This window comes from Acidovorax sp. ACV02 (genome assembly GCF_014851475.1).
Taxonomy (GTDB): Bacteria; Pseudomonadota; Gammaproteobacteria; order Burkholderiales; family Burkholderiaceae_C; genus Acidovorax; species Acidovorax delafieldii.
Genome location: NZ_JACUZU010000007.1, coordinates 137,376 through 155,158, shown reverse-complemented (window position 1 = coordinate 155,158; position 17,783 = coordinate 137,376). Strand labels below are relative to the sequence as shown.

The window sequence follows — 17,783 nt, the reverse complement described above, 5'->3', positions numbered from 1 at the left end:
TTATGCAGGCTGTGGGGTACGGAAGCTGGTGAGGCTGGGCAGGCGGAAGGCGTCGCCAGAGCCCGGGCGGTAAGGGTTGGTGCGCAGCTCGGGGCAGGTGTAGGGCGGGCCTTTCACGGTGCTGTTGCGCACGGGGACGTCGGTGCTGGCGATCTCCAGGCGCTCGCTCTTGCGGCGGGCCTGCAGCTCGGCCTGGGATGGCACGGGGCTGATCAGCACCTTGCCGTTGGCGCTGATGTGGGCCTTGGGTATGTCCTGCAGCTCGGCGCTGCGTAGCGGTGCGGGCCGTGGGCGCTGGATGTGCACGCTGGTGGTGTTTGGCTTGGTGCGGGGGACGTAGTCGGCGGCCTTGGAAAAAGGGCGTTGGTTCATGCTGGCACCTCCACCCGTACGCCTGGCAGGCCCCATGCGCGTTCGGCCCAGCCGCCCAGCACCAGCTGCTGCAGGTGGCGCAGGTCGTGGTCGTTGTTGATGACCTGGTTGGGCTCGAAGCCTTCGCCCGTCACTTCGCTCACGTGGGCTGTGCTGCCCACCTCGCACCCGGGGCGCTTGATCTGCCAGATCTGGCCGCCCAGCGCTCGCACCAGTTGGGCTTCGTCCTCAAAGCGGACGTCGGTGATGACGACCAGCCGGGCGGCCAGCGTCTGGTGCATGTAGCGGATGCGCTGAGCTGCCTTGCGTACCCAGTAGCCCGGCTCCAGCGCACGACGGTATTCGGTGCCCCACCATTGCATGATCTGGCGCGGGCTGCGAGGAGTGTTCAGATCCAGCGGACCGTCGTTGAAATGCTGGTTTTGAACAATCATGCGAGCCACAAACATGGGGTCGAGGCAGTGCGCCAAAGCCAGCGCGGTGAGCGGGTGCTCCTTGGTCTCGCGCCGAGTGAGGAACACGGTCTCGATGTTGAAAGCGTCTGAGATTTCGCCGCGCAGGGCGTCTGCAAACGCGAGCTTGTACGCGCCACAGTGGGTGGTGAGCAGGTCGGCAACGGTGTCTTTGCCGCTGCCCATGGGGCCGGTGAGGCCGATGACGTGGGTGTGGTGGGTCATTCCAGATCCTTGCGAGTGGATGGGGTTTGGTAGGGCAGGCCGATGTGCGCGGCGTCGCAGTCGAGGCGGCGGGAGCGGAACCGGGGGTTGGTGGCATCCAGCTCGGCCACCTGGCCGCGCAGGCTGCGCGCGAGGGCGCTGGCCGCGTAGTGGCTGGCGGGGCTGGCGTTGGGGTAGGTGTGGCGGGCCACCACGTGCTGGCCTGTTTGTGCGTCTGTCAGGTGCACATCCAGCACCGGCAGGCCGGCACGCGTGGTGCCGCAGATGGCTGATGTGACTTGGCCGCGTATGCGGAGCTGCAGCGCTGTTGTCATGGGCGGCCCCTTGGACGGCGGCGGCGCTCGCGCAGGGCCACATCCATGTGCGTGGCGGCCTTGGTGCGGACGTGGTTACCGTCGAAGCTCCACCAGTTGCGCAGGTAGGTGAACACGAACAGGAGGGTGCGCATGGTCAACCTCCCATGCGGGAGAGGCACAGCACGCAGGCGGGCGGTGCGTCAGGGAAGAGGGCTTGCGCACTGGTCTGCGCCTCGGCGGCGCTGGCAAAGATTCCGTCGTATGGCTTCTGGCCGGGCACCTTGATGCGGAAGGTCAGCATGGGGTTGCCTCCTTGCTGGTGGCTTGGTGCTTAGGTGAAAACACGGCGCGGCCTGCCTCGGTCGGGCGGTCGGCGGCATCGATGAGACCGCGCTGGCGTAGCGCCGCCAGCGTTTGGAAAGAGCCGCCGTGCTGGCTTTGGCCCTTGAGGTGTGCCCATGGGCCTTTGCCGTCGAGGATGCTGCGCAGCATGTTGCGCATCGCGGGCGAGAGGCGTTGTGCGGTCATTCAGCACCGCCTTCCTTGGGCAGCGTGGATGCGTCAGCCATGTCGGCGCGCACTTGCATCAGCTGCATGGTCAGACGCCCCAATTTGGAGCTGCGACCCCAGTCGCCCGGGCGGCCCGCGTAGCTGAGCAGCGGGTCTAGCAAATTGATCCAGCGGGCGCGCTCATTGATGGACAGCGGGGAGGCCGCAAGCGGGAGCGCCTCGAATGTCTTCGCGGGGCTGGAGGTGGGCTGGGGTTGGTCTAGACTGGCTTCACCTTGATTCGTGGAGCTAAGACCATGGCTATCGGAACTGTGACGCATGTGAACCCGCGCAACGGGATGTTCATCATCGCAATCGACTCGGGGGACCACGTTGTTTTCGAAAATCTCTCCAGCACCGATATCAGTGTGGGAGATCGCATCCGGGGCGACCTCAATGCCCTGGGCAGCGAGGAACTCGCGCACCTGGGCGAGGGTGAGACCTTTAGTGCGTTCGGGCAAACAGGCCCCAGCAGCTTGCAGGTCTGTTTGCGCATCGCTGCCGGTTAGCTCATCCTTCGCGGCTGCAAGGGCGCCCACGCCGTTGATGAGATCGCGGGCTGCTTCTGTGTAGCCCTTCCAGAACTCGAAGGTGGCGGCATTGTTGGTGTAGGCCGTCGCCGCAATTCCCAATTGCCCGCGCCGTAGTACGGCGGCAGCGTGTGCGCCGTGGATGTGTTGCGGTCGTGCGCTCATGCGGCACCGCCTTCCAGCACCGCGCCGAGATGGGCCTGCAGCAAGGCCAGCTCAAGCCCTGCACGCACGCGGGGTGTGCAGAAGTAGTCCACGTCATGCGGGCTGACGTGCTGGGTGCCGTCTGGGCCGCCCCAGGCGCATTCAAACAGTGCGGTGTCATCGTCGGCGTCGCCTTGGGCGATGAGGTCGCTGGCCGACGCGATGTTGTAGATCAGTCCGTTTGAACACCAGGCAGTGGTGTCGATGTTCCAGGCCAGGGCCAGCAGCGCCTCGATGCGGGCGTGCGGCATTTCGCTGTGAGGGCAGTCGAAGAAGACCCAGCGCTCTTGCAGCGGGCGGTCGCGCTCGCACATCGATGTCGGCAGCGACACGATGGCGCGGTACAGGCGGCCATGCGCCTGATAGTGAGCGGGGTGCTGGCCTTTGGGTGGCCGGGTGCTTGGCTGGACCTGGCTAGCGAGGTGGCTGCAGGCCTGTGCGGTGAATGACATGAAACCTCCATCGCCCGGGATGGGCGTGGAGGAAATCTACCGAATACGGAACATTGTGTCAACCGTATTCGGTAGATTCAGTATGTCATCGATTCAGGAGCACTTGGCTTTTGTGATGGAAGACTCGAATTCAGGAATCAGCTTGGGTCTGTGAACAATTTGATAGGCCATGCCCGTCACCTCTTCTTTTCCGAGGAACTGCAGGATCGCATTGCTGCTCTTGGAAATCAATTCCACAAGCGCCTTCCGGGACGCTGCAAGGCATTCAGGTGTCTGAAGTTGTTCTGCCTCGCGCTGCAGGGCCTGCATGCTGGCGGCTGGCGTGGCAAGCGAAACGCGGCTGGTGGCCATGGCTAGACGCTCCGCATCTGCCCAGCGACGGTAGAGATCTAACAATGGTGCGGCAGCAGGCGGTCCGACGAGCTGCAGATTGGGCTCTACTGCTTTCCGTGACGAGTGGCTACTGTTTTCCCATGTTTTTATGGGCTGTGCACCCTTGGCATCGGTCGGGCAGGCGCTTTCTTGGTACGTAACGCGCCCGTCTGATCCTGTGCATTTGTTGATGGCCCAAACCGGCGTGCAGGCCAGAGTAAGCACCAGAATGCAATACTTCATTCGTGTCGATCTTTCTCTCTGCTCAAGACTTGCCGCTGTGGGCTGGGGAATCGGTAAATGCGTGCGCTGGATCGTTTCCCTGGCCGAGCACGTACATGATCTGTTGGATAGCTTTTTCGCTGGCCGCATGATCTTCAGCGCGATTTGCCAAATCCTCCAAGAGCGAAACTACAGCACGGCGTGCACCTTGAGCCTCTGGAAGCAATAGGCCATGAAGGCAGCGAAGTGCCTCCCATCCGTTGATGGGGGCAGGTGCCCTGGAGATTGGTATTGGTGCCGAGGTCGCCGCTGAAGGCTGTGAGGTGGGCTCGGGTGATTCGATTACGCCTAGCTTGGGCTGCAGTAGCTGCCAGGGTTCGATCTTGAAGGCGCGTGCGACCTTGTCGAGCACGTCGAGGCCCACACTTGTTTCTTGCTCTTTTATCCGAGTGACGGTTCCAGGGCCGATATGAGCATTCTTGGATAGAGCGGTCAGATTCTCCTTGCCGTAGTCGCGCTGCATCAGTGCTGACACGTTTTGCCAAAGGATGTGCTTGCTATCTCGGTCCATCCGGATACGGTACGACAAAATACTATCCGAATTCGGTTGAAATGATCTACCGAATGCGGTAGATTCGCTGCTCATGAGCACGACCCTACCTTCCGTCCAGGACATTCGGTGCCGCCTGGAATCGCTTACGCGCACCAAGCTGCAGGCGCTGTCCGAGGCCTCTGGCGTTCCTTTCACCACGCTCTGGAAAATCAGAGCTGGGGAAACGAAAAACCCGGGCATTGAGACGGTACGAATGTTCTTCCGACTCTTGGAAGAGCGCACGGACGCCGTGCCCGTGCAACCAGCGGATGGTGACATCAAGTCTGAATGCGCAGAGGCCGCCCATGCGTGATGAAGCCTTCGCCCTCCAGCTGCTGTCCATGGCCGAGCGCTGGGCCGAGCGCTGGGCCAGCGCCTGCGGTGCCACATTGCGCGACCGCAAGGACTTCACCGCTACCGTGTTCAGTGTGACCCGCCGCCCAGAGGAGCGGGCATTGCTGGCCGCCGCCGTTGAGCTGTACGACCTGGTCGGTGCGTCTGTGCCGGGCGCGCGGGTGATGCGCTCCATGGGTCTGGACCCGGATGCTGGTGCGCTGATGGAAGACCGCGACCTGGAGGCGCGGTACACCGAATGGGCAGAGGGGCGCCTGAGCAAGCCCGCCGCCAGCGGCAGCGAGGGGTAACGGTGGCTTGCGATCAGCTGGCGGCTGCGACGGCCGCGCGGTGCATGTCCATCAGCAGCGTCTCTGTGGCCGTGTTGCCCTCGCGCTCCTCGGCCTGGGCCAGCCGAGCCAAGTCTTGTGCGAAGCCCGCTTGCTTGTCGCTGGGCAGTTGCCGCACGGTGGCGAAGACCAGCGCTCCGAGCGCGGTAACCACCGCATTGACGGTCTCGGCTGTCAGCGGCTGCGTTTCGTTGTTGCTCATGTGTTCCTTCCAGGGTTCTAGTTTTCGGTCCAAGGGCGTTCGAGGCCCTTGGGTCATTTTCCGCCACGTGGCCGCTTGCAGCGGTGGTCGTGCTCTCCGTTCCTTCCTGTCTCCCTCCTTGGGTGGCGCGGCTGGCGGGTTTTTTCTTCACGGTGATTTCAGTGCATGTGTGCATGCACTGAAGTCTCTTTTTTTTGCCCAAAAAAGGCATTCCGAACCGTTCCGAATGATTCGGAACCGTTCGGAAGGCTGTGGGCGTCACAGTTCTGAGGTGGCCTGCTGTGAATGATCCGTTGCTGTACGAAGACGAGTTGGACGCCGCGCGCGACGCGGTGAAGCACCTGGGCGGTGCAAAGAAGGTCGGCCCGCTGATCTGGCCCGACAAGGCCCCTGAGCCTGCCGCCCGCCATCTGCTGGACTGCTTGAACGGTGCACGGGCTGAGCGTCTGTCCCCCTCCCAGTTGCTGATGCTGATGCGCCTGGCGCGTGAAGTCGGGTTTCACGGTCTGGCGGGCTATCTGCTGCGGGAGGCTGGCTACGCGCCCCCGGTCCCCGTGGAGCCGCAGACCGAGGCCGAAGTGCTGACCCGCCGTATGGAGGGGATGGTCGGTGAGTTCACCGCCATGGTGAGCAGGCTGGAACGCCTCAAAGGCACGGGCCGCAACTGATGGACAACTATCAGCAAGTGCTGCTGCAGATGCAGGAGTTCGGCATCGAGTTCCGGGACAAGGATTTGCCTCTGGAGCTTGACAGGCCAAAGAGCAAGACCTGCGGCAAGGGTGGCAAAGATTGGTACAAGCTCTACCTGTTCCGGCGTGACCCGGACAAGGGCGGCGGCACTTACGTTGTGGGCACCTTTGGCACCTATCGCCATGGTGGGGCCAGCCAGAAGGTGCACGTGGAGTGGGCACCCCTCTCCCCCGAGGAGCGTGCGCGCCGGGCGGAGGAGCTGCGGGCGCAGCGCGTGAAGGCTGCGGCAGAGCGCCGGACCGAGATTGCCAATGCGATGGCCGAGGCCATCGATGTGTGGCGCCGGGGCGTGAAGGATGGGCATTCGCCCTATCTGGAGCGCAAGGGCGTGAAGGGTGAGGCCTGCCGCTATCTGGCGCAGCCCTTCGTCCTGCGCTGGCCCGGTGAGCCTGGGGAGGAAGACACGAGGGTGCATCTGCCCGAGGGCACCGTGCTGGTGCCGCTGCTGCGGTATGACCTGCCGCGCCATGAGGCGCTGCGGGCGCTCCAGTTCATCCGGCCCGATGGGGCCAAGATTTACCAGCGGGGCATGGATAAGCCGGGGTGCTGTTTGCGGCTGGGCGATATCAGCGTGACCCACACCCCTTTGCTGCTGGTGGTGGAGGGGTACGCGACGGGCCTGACGGCACGGGCGGCTGTCGATGGCCAGTACCCGGTGTTTGTGGCGCTGGACGCGGGCAACCTGGCGCATGTGGTGCCGCTGCTGCGCAAGCTGTACCCGGGCACGCGCATCCTGATCCTGGCCGACGACGATTGGCAGACGCGCGACCCTGTGTCGCACGACCTCACGAACCCTGGCCGTCATGCCGCCCGGGCTGTGGCCCGCAAGGTGGAGGGCTGCGACATCCTTTGGCCCATTTTTAAGCTGGACACGCGGGACAAGAAAGACACCGACTTCAACGACCTGCAGGCGCGCGAGGGCCTCGATGCCGTGCGCAAGCAGCTGTCTGGCGTCGTCACGATGATGGCGAGGCGCTATGGCTGAAACGACGCCAGACAGCGGGCCACAGGGCGGGGCGGTGGAGCCCGCACCGACTGCAAGCGAAGCATTGCAGTCGCACGTTGCCCCCGGCGCGCCAGCGCCGCACGATAGTTCTGTCGTTCGCGTGGACTTTGGCGCGGGCAAGGGGCAGGGCGGTGGTGCTGCATCTACTGATACAGGCGCTGGCCCCAGCTCGGCCCCGCCCCCCCTCCCCCAAAGTAGCGCAGCTGCGCGCATGTCGGGGGATGGGGGTGGTGACGCCGGGGAGCCTGCTGAGCCTCCAGCAGATGACGCTGCGGGTGATAAGCCGGTGCAGGGGCGCAAGAAGGAAAAGACCATCGACTGGGGGAAGTTCAACCACCTGGTCGAGCACTTCGTGCTGATCTATGGCACGGACACCGTTTGGGATGGCAGCGAGCGCCTGCAAATGAAGATCGCCAACATGGGCCACGCCCATGGCGCCGACATGGTGCGCATGTGGAAGTCCAGCGAGCGGCGGCGCACGGTGCGCCTCGATGACGTGGTGTTTGACCCCACCATGACTTGCGACCCGGAGACGACGGTCAACCTGTACGACGGGATGGCCATGGTGCCCCAGGAGGGCAACGTGGACCCGATCCTTGACTTGGTGCGCTACCTGACCAGCCGGGCGGCAGAGCATGACGCCGAGTGCGATGAAATCATGCACTGGCTGCTGTGCTGGCTTGCCTACCCCCTGCAGCACCCTGGCGCGAAGCTGCGCACGGCGGTGGTGATGCATGGTGATGAGGGCGCCGGTAAGAACTTCCTGTTCGACATCATGGTGGCGATCTATGGCAAGTACGGCGCCCTGGTGGGCCAGGATGAGCTGGAGGACAAGTTCAACGACTGGCGCAGCTGCAAGATGTTTGTAGTGGGCGATGAAGTGTCCAGCCGCGCTGAGCTGGTGCACAACAAGAACCGTCTGAAGGCGCTCATCACCTCGCCCACGGTGCAGATCAACCCGAAGAACCTGGCTCGTCGGGAAGAGAAGAACCAGATGAACATTGTGTTCCTCTCGAACGAGCTGCAGCCCCTGGCGCTGGACAACTCGGACCGGCGCTATCTGGTGGTGTACACGCCCCGGGCCAAAGACCCGGACTACTACCGCAAGCTGGGTGAGTGGCGGGACAACGGGGGCGCTGAGGCGTTCTATCACTTCCTGCTGACCTATCCCCTCGATGGCTTCCATCCCTACTCGCCCGCCCCCATGACGGCGGCGAAGGAGGCGCTGATCGAGATCAACCGCAAGAGCCCTGAGCAGTTCTGGGCTGAATGGGCCAGTGGCGAGCTGGACTTGCCCTACCAGGCCTGCGCTGTGGATCAGTCGTATGCGGCCTACCTCAAGTGGTGCCAGCGTACTGGCGACCGCTACCCGTTCAAGCGCAATCAGTTCACGCCCACGCTCACCCGCTTTGCCGAGGGGCAGGGCAGGCCCGTGCGTATCAAGCCCATGAATGTGGCTAAGCCGGGTGAGGTCAAGAAAACCACGCGCATGTTGCTGGTCTCTGAGCCTGTCCTGAAGAAGCCGGATGCGGGGCCTGACGACGTGGCCATGACGGAGGGGGAGTGGGCCACCAGCTCGGTCAGCGACTTTGACAAGGCGCTCAAGAAGTACATCGGCTATGGGTCGGGCTCCCCCTCCCACGATGGCGGCGATGCCGATGGAGGAAGTGAATGAGCGCCCACGCAGTTACACGGTTACGCGAGTGCGTAACGGCAAAACCTAGCACTGGCGCGGGGAGTTACGCGATTACGCGGTTACACGCCACCCGCGTGTGTGTATGTGCGCAGGCATGCAGGCGGGCGCGTGTGTGCGTGCATGCATGTGTGTGCGTGTGCAGCGTAAACGCGTAATCGCGTAACTCGCTAGGCGTGGCGCGGGTTGTGGTGTTACGCGTGCGTGTAAGCGCGTAACTCGGTTTGTTCTTTTGAAAGAAGAAAAGGAAAAGGGAATGGTTGAAATCAAAGTGCGAGGGCTTCAGTCGATGCTGACCCGGCTCAGGTTTCTGGTCGCGGTGCGCGCAGCGCTCTCGGCCACCACAGCCGCGTCCGTGGTATCGCCACTGTCTACCCCCCCTGTAGGTACTCCCGGGGCCGTCGCTCATGGGGGTAATTCGACCCCCGCGCGCGCGCTAGTTGCTGGCGCTGGGAAAAGTCCGGGGTTTGGTCCGGTTTCGGGGAAATAGTCCGATGGCTGTGCGGCTCATCACCATTGCTGCCTATGCGCGCCACCGTGACTGCGATGAAAAGGCTGTGCGCAAGGCAATCGAGGAGGGCCGGATTACCGCCATCCAGCAGCCAAACGGGCGCAAGTTGATCGATCCCGAAGTGGCGGATATCCAGTGGGCGAAGAACACCCGCGCCCGGGCAGACAGCAAGCGCACGGCGGGCACTGTTGCAAGCAATGCCGGCTCCCCCTTGCTGGATGGAGAAACGCCCCCTGGCGGTCCGGATTCGGCTCAGGGTGCCGCATCGACGCCTGGATATGCCGACTACCGCACGCTGCGGGAGAAATCGGACTACGAACGGGTGGAGCGAGAAAACCGCCGTGAGGCTGGTCTGCTGGTGGAGCGCTCATTGGTCGAGCGCGGGATCTTCGATGCGGTCCGCGCCTTCCGCGACTCCGTGATGGTTATCGGCCAGCGTGCCGCCCCTCGATGCATCGGACTTGCAGACTCCCGCGAGATCGAGCACGTCATCGTTGATGAAACCCGCAAGGCGCTGGAGGGCTTCGAGGCCCGCATGGCGGCGCTGTTGCCAAACAAGGAGATCAGTTGATGCGCACGCCCCAATTTATCTTGGATCAGGTTGAGGACGTGCTCCTCCATGTAGGAGCTGATCTCCTGCGGACGCTAGTCCACTACATACCCTCGCTCTTCTGGAGACAAGGGCCTTATTTGCAATCTTGCAGCACGTTGGAAATCCAGAAGTGCCGCACGCAGCGTCACATGAGCCTCGTTAAACACTGCATGGAACTTGTCGAGATGCTCCTTTCTGACCCCCGCATCCATCTGACCCCAGCCTGCGTTACCTCTCTCAAACTCTCGAACTTGTTCCCCTATTGCGCGAAGCGATCCGATGGCTTCCGCTGCCCTGTACGCGGCGTTGTTTGGCAAGGCTTCAAGACGAACAAGTGCGTGCGCATCAAAAATACCAATTGCGGACTCCCATCTGGTCGGGAGCATCACCGGAAATTTGGGAAACCCGACGACATACGCCTTCTGAAACCCAAGAAAGGTAGCCACGCGACTGGCGTTGTCTTCGATGTCTTTCAACTGCGCCAGGCATGTAGCGGCGTGCAATCCGGCCATTCGTTTCGCCGAACTCCTCAGTTTCACCTCCGTAAAAGTAGCTATTCCGAGAGCAATCACGGAAGCCGAAGCTGTCGCCAAAGCGGAGATCATGTTCCAGTCCATCCACACACCTCTTATGCTGAGTTTCAAATACTCACATCGTGGCACATGCTGGAGGTGGAATGATCCACATCGACGGCTACGAACTCGTCATTCGCACCGCCATGGAGGCCGCGCGCCCCGACCTCGAGCTGCGCGTGGACGAATGGGCCGAGGAGTTCATGATCCTGCCCAAGAGCGGACCCCAGCCAGGGCCGTTCCGCTTCGACCGCAGCTATCCGGCGCGGCGTGTGCACCAGGTGCTGTCGCCCAGTCATCCCTGCAAACGGGTGGTGGCCAAGGTGGCATCGCAGATGTTCAAGACGCAGACCGCGTTGAACTGGATCGCTGCCCTGATGCACCGCAGGCCGCGCAACATCCTGGCGCTGGAGCCCACCGACACCCTGGTCAAGCGGTTCTCGGCCCGGGTCAGCACGATGATCCGCAACGTGCCCGAGCTGCGCGAGCGTGCGGCAGCAGCCAAGAGCCGCGACAGCCGCAACACGGTGCAGGCCAAAGACTTCCTGGGCGATGCCACCCTGTACATGAACACCGCAGGCTCTGCGGCCAACCTGGCCGAAGTCTCGGCGCCGTTTATCTACGTGGACGAGATCGACCGCCTGGAATTGAACGTGGACGACGAAGGCGACCCGGTTGAGCTGGCCGAGGCCCGGGCCACCCAGTACGCCAACGACTGCAAGTTCTTCTACACCAGCAGTCCGAGCGTGGAGGGCTTCAGCAAGATCGATGACCTGTTCAACATGGGCACCAAGGAGGAATATCACGTTCCTTGCCCAGACTGCGGGCACCTCCACCCCCTGGTGCTCGGCAACTTCCGCTTCGAGCGAGATCCTGATACCGGCTACATGGACCGGGCTTGGTTTGTGTGCCCTGCTTGCTTCTTCGAGATCGATGAACACCACAAGACCACGATACTGCCCGATATCGGTGCGGGTGGAGAAGCGCGCTGGGTGGCAACGTCCACGGGCGATGGTGAAACGATCAGCTTCACCCTGTCTGCGTTCTACATGCCCATCGGTGCTATCACCTGGCTGTCGTTGGCGCGTCAATACGCACGGGCCAAAGACCGCCTGGCGCGTGGCGACCATGAAGGCATGCAGGTGTTCTACAACACCCGCCTGGGCCTGAGCTACCGCAACACCGAGTCCAACACCACCGCCAAGCAGCTGCAAGACCGGGCCGAGGCGAATCCGCCCCGCGTCATCCCCGACCAGGCCCTGGTGGTCACCATGTCCACCGACACCCAAGACACCCGCCTCGAAGTCCAGATCGAAGCCTGGGGGCCAGGCATGGAGCACTGGGTGCTCGACTACATCGTGCTGCCCGGCTTGCCCTCCGACTCACCAGAAGACCCCAACAGCGTCTGGGCGCGGCTGGACGAAATCCGCCGTACCCCGCTGCTACACGCCAGCGGGCGCGCCATCATGATCAGCGCCGACAGCATCGACGCGGGCGGTCACCACACGCAGGATGTGTACAACTACGGTGCGGCCCGCGCGCACCTGGGCTGCACGGTGCTGGGTGGCTCGCCACGGCCCAATCGACCCATCATCAGCAGCACCCCCAGCAAGGTGGACATCGACTGGGGCGGCACCAAGCGCCCGGGCGGGGTTGAGCGCTGGATGGTGGGCACCGACGTTGCCAAGGACTACCTGTTCAACCGCTTCCACCTGGTCGAAGGGCCGGGGGCCATGCACTTCCACGACAAGCTGCCGCCCGAGTGGTTTGAAGGTCTGGTGGTGGAGCAGCCGCGCACCCGGTACGTCAAAGGGCGCGCCGTGCGTGAGTGGATCAAGCCCAACGGCGCCCGCAATGAGCCCTTGGACTTGTCGGTCTACAACCTCGCCACGGCCTACCGCCTGGGCCTGCACAAATGGTCCGCGCTCGACTGGCAGCGGCTGCGCGACAAGCTCATCCCGCCCACCGGCGACCTGTTCGCGCCACCTTCTGCCCCGGCATTGCCGCCACCAGCACCCGTTGTAACCGTCGCTGCCACCGTACAGACGTCTGTACCCCCTGCGCCGTCAGCGCCCGTGCCTGCCGTTGCTCCCGTTCCGGCACCCACCACGGTGCCGCCCGTTACTCACCATCCCGCCCCAGTAGGGCGCCGCATTCGTTCCAGAGGTATCTGATGCACAACCCCCAAGACCAATACGACACCGAAGCCCTCAGCCTCGCAGCGCCCGCCCCTGGTAGCGACGATCAGGAGCCCGCTGCTACCGTGGAAGACGGTGACCTCGATGATCTCTGCGAACGCTGGGTGAGCTGGTGCAGCACCAGGCGCTTCTATGCGCCCGCGCCCAACTACGTGAACATCCTGGGCCAGATGAGCGGCAGCACTAAGCCCGTGCGGCCCAACGGCCCCGACGCGGCCAACAGCCCGGAGATCATGGCCTTGCACCTTGCCTACCTGGGCCAGCCCGACGCACTCGACAAGCGCGTGTTCGAGCTGTACTACGTGCACCGCATCAGGCCCATCAAGCGCGCGGCGGATGCGCTGCAGATATCGCGCAAGCACTTTTACACGGTGCTGAGAGACTTCAGGCGTCGCCTTCGGATGGCCTCGAATGGCATCCTCGCGGGAAACCAAGCAGCACGTGAAGCGCTTCCCCACTTCGTTCCTGATGAGCGCAAGTTCACTGGCTAAGATTGATATTCCACATTGTCGTGGTGCTACAGAGGATAGAGATGCCCCTAAGTAAAGATGCAATCCTTACTGCGGCAGCAACAATTGCTGCTGCAAAAATCCAAGTTGGAGGAGTGTTAGCTGCAGCTGCGGGCGAAAAGACTGCACAAGCTGCGGCAAAGGCTGGTGTGGATGGGGCTGCAGTTCTCCGGGAGTCGATCAATGAGGTTCTCAAAACGGTGAAGTACGTTGAAGAACACAAAGTCGTTTTCGACAAGTGGCAGGATCACGCATAGATTGCATTGCCGCTTCTTGCTTCACTCAACATCGAAATCCAGCGCAGTCAACTCCTATTTTGTCACCTCCACAGGTGACAAAATAGGGCTCGCCAACAGGTGACACTTTGGCCCAAAATTGACCCCAATTCAGGTAGGTCTCAAAACTCCGCCAGCCTGAAACCACACCAACCACAGCGCTCTGTTGTGCAGCATGCCCCCGGCAGCCGAAAGGCTCCGGGGGCTTTCTTTTGGGGCTTCCATACATGCTTGAAATTCGCCGCAGCGGCAACATGGCCGATGTGATTGCATCGGTGCGTGACGTGCCCGCTCGCATCGTGCCGTACGCCGCATCCACGGCGCTCACGCGCACCGCGCAGCACGCGGCCAAGATCGAGCTGCCCGCCGAGATGCGTTCGGTGTTCGGCAACCCCGTGGCCTACACCCTGAACTCGCTGCGCATTGAGCCCGCGACAAAAAACACATTGAGTGCGCGGGTGATGGTCAAGAACAGCGCTGCAGGTGTGGCGCCCGAGAACTTCCTGTTTCCACAGGTCGAAGGCGGTGGCCGCAAGCACAAGCGTGCCGAGGCCGCCATGCGGTACGCCGGTGTGCTGGGTGCAGGCCAGTTCGCCATGCCTGGCAAGGGCCTATCGCTGGACGCCAACGGCAACGTGAAGGGCGCCGAGGTACGCACCATCCTGGCAGCTCTCAAGAACATTCGCGGCGGTGTGGGCGCCAAGGGCCAGAAGGCTGGGCGCGGTCGCAAGCTGGCAAACGACCTGTTCGTCGGCAAGCCCAACGGCGGCAATCGCCCAGACGGCATCTGGCGCCGTGAGGGCCAGCGCATCCGCGCGCTGTTCGTGTTCACCAACGATGCACCCACCTACGGCAAGCGCCTGGACTTCACCGGCGTGGTGCAGCGCGTTGCTCTGGAGCGCTTCCAGCCCGAGTTCCAGAAAGCCATGGCCGCCATGGTGGCACGCGGAGGCCGGGCATGAGCACGACGCCTCCACTCACCCCGCTGCAGCTGGCGCAGCAGCGGCTGGACAACTACCTGGCGGCAGAGGCCCGCATCCTGCAGTCGCAGGAATACACGGTGGGGCAGGGCGGCACCGCCCGCCGCAACCGCCGTGCAGACCTTGAACAGGTGCAGGCTGGCATCAAGGCTACGCAGGCCGAGATCGCCACCTTGCAGGCAGCCCAGTCCGGCGCACGTCGCGTCACCTACCTGCGACCACGCTGATCATGAACAAAAGCATGAAACGTCAGCACGCGCGCCTGCAGGCAGAGATGCTCAAGCGGCTGGATGCGCTGCTCCCTTCGCCTGGAATGTCTGCCAGCCTTGACGGCAACGGCGCCTCTTCCAGCCCCAGCAACGCAGGCGGTCGCTTCTGGCGCACCACCCCGCGTGACGCCCGTTTCGACACGCTGCGCCACCTCCCCACGCAGCGCGGCGCCTCGCGCGAGTTGTCCCGCACCAGCCCTATCGCTGCAGGCGCCATCAATACCAACGTCGACCGCGTGGTCGGCACTGGACTGGCGCTCAGTGCGCAGCCCAGCCTCAAGATTTTGGGCTGGGAGGCTGACCAGGCCGCCGAGTGGAAGGCCCGCTACGTCCAGCCCGAGTTCGGCCTGTGGGCAGACAGTACCGAGTGCGATATCGAGCGCACGCTCAACTTCTACCAGCAGCAAGCCCTGGTGCTGCGCGGCGCGCTGGAGAGTGGTGATTGCTTCACCCTCATGCCCGATGGCGAGCGCACCTCCACCATGCCCTATCGCCTGCGCCTGCAGGTGCTGGAGGCTGACCGCGTCGGCAACCCGCTGGGCGCCATGGATACGGCCCAGATGGCAGGCGGCATCCGGTTTGACAACGGTGGCGCTCCCCAGGCCTGCTTTTTGTACGACCAGCACCCTGGCGGCTACATCCCCGGGCTCAACACCAAAGGCATCTACTCGGGCCAGTGGGTGGACTTCGTAGGCCGCAGCGGTCGCCGCCGCATCCTGCACCACTTCCGCAAGCTGCGTCCTGGCATGCCACGGGGCGTGCCCTACCTGGCGCCCATCATCGACTGCATCAAGCAGATCGCCCGGTACACCGAGGCCGAGATCATGGCCGCCGTCGTCACGGCCTACCTCACGGTCTTCATCGAATCGCCCGCAGGCAATGCCGCAGCCCCGGTATTTGGCGCGACTGGGCCTGGCGCTGGAGGTATTGGTCAAGAAGTGGGTTTGGGTACAGGCGCAGTGATTGATCTGGCGCCTGGCGAAAAAGCCAACATGGTCAACCCGGGCCGCCCCAACCCCAACTTCGGGCCGTTCATCGACTCGGTGATCAAGCAGATGGGCATCGCCCTCAGCATCCCTTACGAGCTGTTGGTCAAGCAGTTCAACAGCAGCTACAGCGCCAGCAAGGCCGCGCTGCTCGATGCCTGGGTGTACTTCCGGGGCGTGCGCATGTGGCTGGGCCTGAGCTTTTGCCAGCCCGTGTTCGAGACCTGGTTCACCGAGGCCGTCGCCATTGGCCGCATCCCCGCCCCCGGCTTCTTTGCCGACCCGCTCCTGCGCTGGGCATACACCCGCGCCGCATGGCCCGGCGACAGCATGGGCTCCATCAACCCCAAGGACGAGGTAGCCGCGTACGCATCCGCCATCGACGCCCGCCTGATGACCCGGGAGCGTGCCGAGTGGGAGCTGTTCGGCACCGACTGGAACGAGACCTACGGCCAAAAGCTGGCCGAGCATGACCGCCTCATCAAAAACGGTATGCAGCCTACGCCCAAGGCTGGTGCTGCAGCGCCTGCCACCACCAAACCCGCGACAGAGGAAGTAACACAGCCATGAGCGAACAGTCCAGCTCCACGCCCACCGACCGCATCCACCGCGTGATCGACTTGCGCATCCCTCTGCCCTATTTGCTTTCGGGCGTGATGGTGGTGTTGTGGGCGCTCATCAGCATGTACTTTTCAGTCAACCAGCTGGTGCGGGATGTTGGCGATCTGCAGATCACCGTCAAGAGCGGCAACTCGCAGTCCACCACGCTGGCGGGAGAGATCGCAATCCTCCGTTGGCGCGTTGACAGCCTGGAGGGCGTTCGTCGCGAGCCGCTGCCTACCAGCCAGCCCCAAGCAGAGCCCAGCAAGCGTGGAGGTCGGCCATGACCCTCCTCGACCTCATCACCGGCGCCTGGGCCATCGAGCCCGACAAGCTGCGCGAGATTCAGGCCATCTACGCCACGCACCTGCGCGGCGAAAAGATCGACATCCCCGCGCTTGAAGCCCGCCTGGGCCGCCCGCTCTCCAGCGAGCAGCAGCAGTACACCGTGGAGCCTGGCGGCGTCGCGGTGCTGCGCATGTCCGGCATCATCGCGCCCAAGGCCAACCTGTTCATGCAGGTCAGTGGTGGCCTCAGCACGCAGATGGCAACCAAGCAGCTCGAAAGCGCGTTGGCCGACCAGCGCGTGCGCTCCATCGTCCTGGCTATCGATAGCCCTGGCGGCAATGTGATCGGCACGCCTGAGATGGCCGCCGCCGTGCGCGAAATGTCGGCCATCAAGCCCATCGTCACCCACAGCGACGGTGCCCTGGCGAGTGCCGCCTACTGGATCGGCAGCGCGGCCAATGCGGTGTATCTCAGCGGCCCCACGGTGCAGGCCGGGAGCATTGGCGTGGTCATCGACCGTGCCTACAACCCAGCCAGCTCGGTTCGCGAGGAAAGCATCGTGGCGGGCCGATACAAGCGCCTCACCAAGTCCAACGAACCCCTGAGCGACGAGGCCCGCGCCATCGTCCAGGCTGACGTGGACTACGTCTATTCCCTGTTCGTGGATCAGGTCGCGGCATTCCGCGACACCACATCAGACCAAGTTCTGGAACGCATGGCCGATGGTCGTGTGTTTCGCGGCCAGCAGGCCATCGATGCGGGGTTGGTGGACGGTGTTTCCACCCTCGACGCACTGGTGGAAAGCATGGCCACAGACCCCGCCCCGTACGCACAGCGCCGCAAGGCCGTGTTTGCGGTCGCGGCCCTTCCGTCCCCAAGCGCCGGTGCTGCGCCCAAAGACAAAACCACAACCCGTGAAAAGGAAACCACCATGCCCGGTGAAAACCAAGCTCCCATCACGCGTGCGTCTTTCGAGCAGGACCACGCGCCCCTCTTCGCCCAATTGCGCGGCGAGTTCACTGCTCTCGGCGCCACGCAGGAACGCGAGCGCATTCAGGCCGTTTTGGCTGTGGGTGCCAACCTTCCCGGCCATGAAAAGCTGCTGGGCACCCTGGCATTTGACGGCAAGACCACGGCACCCGAGGCGTCCATGGCCGTACTGAAGGCCGAAGGCGATCAGCGTGCTGCTGCCATCAAGGCCCATGCCGACGATGCCCCCGAAGCAGCCAAAGGCAGCGCGGCCCCGGAAGACAAGGGCGCGAAGACCAAGCAGCAGATGGCTGCTGAAGCCCAGGCCCACGCCAAGAAGACTGGCGTGGACGTGGTCACCGCCCTCAAAGAACTGGGTTACGCGAGCTGATCGCGCCTCCCGCCACCCGTAACCCCACTTAGGAGATCCAAGC

The 17,783-nt window shown here is 63.5% G+C and carries 26 protein-coding genes; 14 read left to right on the top strand and 12 right to left on the bottom strand.

Going from position 1 to position 17,783, the window contains the following annotated elements; all coding sequences use genetic code 11:
• The 10 genes from IB236_RS17595 to IB236_RS17550 all read right to left on the bottom strand — a co-directional run bounded on the left by IB236_RS17595 (position 1) and on the right by IB236_RS17550 (position 4,320).
• Entirely contained in the window at positions 1 to 372 is a 372-nt protein-coding gene (locus IB236_RS17595) for a hypothetical protein (RefSeq protein WP_192421623.1), read from the bottom strand.
• The gene (locus tag IB236_RS17590) at positions 369 to 1,049 is read right to left on the bottom strand and encodes a hypothetical protein (protein WP_192421622.1); all 681 of its coding nucleotides are present in this window, start codon (positions 1,047 to 1,049) and stop codon (positions 369 to 371) included. Before IB236_RS17590 ends, IB236_RS17595 begins: the two co-directional genes overlap by 4 nt.
• Complete coding sequence (locus IB236_RS17585; RefSeq protein ID WP_192421621.1) at positions 1,046 to 1,363, bottom strand: hypothetical protein; 318 nt, start codon at positions 1,361 to 1,363, stop codon at positions 1,046 to 1,048. The genes IB236_RS17590 and IB236_RS17585 overlap by 4 nt, the downstream gene beginning before the upstream one ends.
• Complete coding sequence (locus tag IB236_RS17580; RefSeq protein ID WP_192421620.1) at positions 1,360 to 1,497, bottom strand: hypothetical protein; 138 nt, start codon at positions 1,495 to 1,497, stop codon at positions 1,360 to 1,362. Before IB236_RS17580 ends, IB236_RS17585 begins: the two co-directional genes overlap by 4 nt.
• Before the next feature lie 2 nt (positions 1,498 to 1,499).
• Positions 1,500 to 1,646, bottom strand: a complete 147-nt coding sequence (locus tag IB236_RS17575) for a hypothetical protein (protein ID WP_192421619.1) — start codon at positions 1,644 to 1,646, stop codon at positions 1,500 to 1,502.
• A complete protein-coding gene (locus IB236_RS17570; RefSeq protein WP_225581226.1) occupies positions 1,640 to 1,873 on the bottom strand; it encodes a hypothetical protein in 234 nt (77 codons plus the stop codon). The genes IB236_RS17575 and IB236_RS17570 overlap by 7 nt, the downstream gene beginning before the upstream one ends.
• The gene (locus IB236_RS17565; RefSeq protein WP_192421618.1) at positions 1,870 to 2,589 is read right to left on the bottom strand and encodes a hypothetical protein; all 720 of its coding nucleotides are present in this window, start codon (positions 2,587 to 2,589) and stop codon (positions 1,870 to 1,872) included. Before IB236_RS17565 ends, IB236_RS17570 begins: the two co-directional genes overlap by 4 nt.
• Positions 2,586 to 3,080 (bottom strand): hypothetical protein, encoded by a 495-nt coding sequence (locus IB236_RS17560; protein ID WP_192421617.1) that lies wholly within the window; start codon positions 3,078 to 3,080, stop codon positions 2,586 to 2,588. Before IB236_RS17560 ends, IB236_RS17565 begins: the two co-directional genes overlap by 4 nt.
• A 93-nt stretch (positions 3,081 to 3,173) precedes the next feature.
• Complete coding sequence (locus tag IB236_RS17555; RefSeq protein WP_192421616.1) at positions 3,174 to 3,695, bottom strand: DUF4124 domain-containing protein; 522 nt, start codon at positions 3,693 to 3,695, stop codon at positions 3,174 to 3,176.
• A 22-nt stretch (positions 3,696 to 3,717) separates the two neighbouring features.
• The gene (locus tag IB236_RS17550) at positions 3,718 to 4,320 is read right to left on the bottom strand and encodes a helix-turn-helix transcriptional regulator (protein ID WP_192421615.1); all 603 of its coding nucleotides are present in this window, start codon (positions 4,318 to 4,320) and stop codon (positions 3,718 to 3,720) included.
• Between IB236_RS17550 and IB236_RS17545 the strand changes: the two genes are divergently transcribed.
• A complete protein-coding gene (locus IB236_RS17545; protein WP_192421614.1) occupies positions 4,319 to 4,579 on the top strand; it encodes a hypothetical protein in 261 nt (86 codons plus the stop codon). The two genes, IB236_RS17550 and IB236_RS17545, sit on opposite strands and share 2 nt — an antisense overlap.
• The gene (locus tag IB236_RS17540; protein WP_192421613.1) at positions 4,572 to 4,910 is read left to right on the top strand and encodes a hypothetical protein; all 339 of its coding nucleotides are present in this window, start codon (positions 4,572 to 4,574) and stop codon (positions 4,908 to 4,910) included. The genes IB236_RS17545 and IB236_RS17540 overlap by 8 nt, the downstream gene beginning before the upstream one ends.
• 13 nt (positions 4,911 to 4,923) lie before the next feature.
• Here IB236_RS17540 and IB236_RS17535 read toward each other — a convergent pair whose 3' ends face one another.
• Positions 4,924 to 5,151, bottom strand: coding sequence for a hypothetical protein (locus IB236_RS17535; protein ID WP_192421612.1), 228 nt, complete (start codon positions 5,149 to 5,151; stop codon positions 4,924 to 4,926).
• Between the two features lie 281 nt (positions 5,152 to 5,432).
• Here IB236_RS17535 and IB236_RS17530 point away from each other — a divergent pair, with 281 nt between their 5' ends.
• The 4 genes from IB236_RS17530 (at position 5,433) to IB236_RS17515 (ending at position 9,682) form a co-directional block, all read left to right on the top strand.
• Positions 5,433 to 5,819 (top strand): hypothetical protein, encoded by a 387-nt coding sequence (locus IB236_RS17530; protein ID WP_192421611.1) that lies wholly within the window; start codon positions 5,433 to 5,435, stop codon positions 5,817 to 5,819.
• Positions 5,819 to 6,886 carry a toprim domain-containing protein gene (locus tag IB236_RS17525; protein WP_192421610.1) on the top strand — a complete coding sequence of 356 codons (1,068 nt, stop codon included), beginning with the start codon at positions 5,819 to 5,821 and terminating at the stop codon, positions 6,884 to 6,886. The genes IB236_RS17530 and IB236_RS17525 overlap by 1 nt, the downstream gene beginning before the upstream one ends.
• 232 nt (positions 6,887 to 7,118) lie before the next feature.
• Entirely contained in the window at positions 7,119 to 8,582 is a 1,464-nt protein-coding gene (locus tag IB236_RS17520; RefSeq protein WP_192421609.1) for a DUF5906 domain-containing protein, read from the top strand.
• A 512-nt stretch (positions 8,583 to 9,094) separates the two neighbouring features.
• Complete coding sequence (locus IB236_RS17515) at positions 9,095 to 9,682, top strand: hypothetical protein (RefSeq protein ID WP_192421608.1); 588 nt, start codon at positions 9,095 to 9,097, stop codon at positions 9,680 to 9,682.
• A 74-nt stretch (positions 9,683 to 9,756) separates the two neighbouring features.
• On the opposite strand, the gene IB236_RS17510 is transcribed toward IB236_RS17515, so the two are convergent.
• A complete protein-coding gene (locus tag IB236_RS17510) occupies positions 9,757 to 10,308 on the bottom strand; it encodes a hypothetical protein (protein ID WP_192421607.1) in 552 nt (183 codons plus the stop codon).
• 71 nt (positions 10,309 to 10,379) lie between these two features.
• On the opposite strand from IB236_RS17510, the gene IB236_RS17505 reads away from it, so the two are divergent.
• From IB236_RS17505 to IB236_RS17470, 8 genes are all read left to right on the top strand, one after another.
• Positions 10,380 to 12,449 (top strand): phage terminase large subunit family protein, encoded by a 2,070-nt coding sequence (locus IB236_RS17505; RefSeq protein WP_192421606.1) that lies wholly within the window; start codon positions 10,380 to 10,382, stop codon positions 12,447 to 12,449.
• Positions 12,449 to 12,964 carry a hypothetical protein gene (locus IB236_RS17500; protein WP_192421605.1) on the top strand — a complete coding sequence of 172 codons (516 nt, stop codon included), beginning with the start codon at positions 12,449 to 12,451 and terminating at the stop codon, positions 12,962 to 12,964. Before IB236_RS17505 ends, IB236_RS17500 begins: the two co-directional genes overlap by 1 nt.
• Before the next feature lie 41 nt (positions 12,965 to 13,005).
• A complete protein-coding gene (locus IB236_RS17495) occupies positions 13,006 to 13,239 on the top strand; it encodes a hypothetical protein (RefSeq protein WP_192421604.1) in 234 nt (77 codons plus the stop codon).
• 245 nt (positions 13,240 to 13,484) lie between these two features.
• On the top strand, positions 13,485 to 14,219 hold the full coding sequence (locus IB236_RS17490; RefSeq protein ID WP_192421603.1) for a hypothetical protein: 735 nt from the start codon (positions 13,485 to 13,487) through the stop codon (positions 14,217 to 14,219).
• On the top strand, positions 14,216 to 14,464 hold the full coding sequence (locus tag IB236_RS17485) for a hypothetical protein (protein ID WP_192421602.1): 249 nt from the start codon (positions 14,216 to 14,218) through the stop codon (positions 14,462 to 14,464). Before IB236_RS17490 ends, IB236_RS17485 begins: the two co-directional genes overlap by 4 nt.
• 14 nt (positions 14,465 to 14,478) lie before the next feature.
• Positions 14,479 to 16,062 (top strand): phage portal protein, encoded by a 1,584-nt coding sequence (locus IB236_RS17480; protein ID WP_225581225.1) that lies wholly within the window; start codon positions 14,479 to 14,481, stop codon positions 16,060 to 16,062.
• Positions 16,059 to 16,379 carry a hypothetical protein gene (locus IB236_RS17475; RefSeq protein WP_192421601.1) on the top strand — a complete coding sequence of 107 codons (321 nt, stop codon included), beginning with the start codon at positions 16,059 to 16,061 and terminating at the stop codon, positions 16,377 to 16,379. The genes IB236_RS17480 and IB236_RS17475 overlap by 4 nt, the downstream gene beginning before the upstream one ends.
• Positions 16,376 to 17,740 carry a S49 family peptidase gene (locus tag IB236_RS17470; RefSeq protein ID WP_192421600.1) on the top strand — a complete coding sequence of 455 codons (1,365 nt, stop codon included), beginning with the start codon at positions 16,376 to 16,378 and terminating at the stop codon, positions 17,738 to 17,740. Before IB236_RS17475 ends, IB236_RS17470 begins: the two co-directional genes overlap by 4 nt.
• Positions 17,741 to 17,783 lie beyond the last annotated feature (43 nt).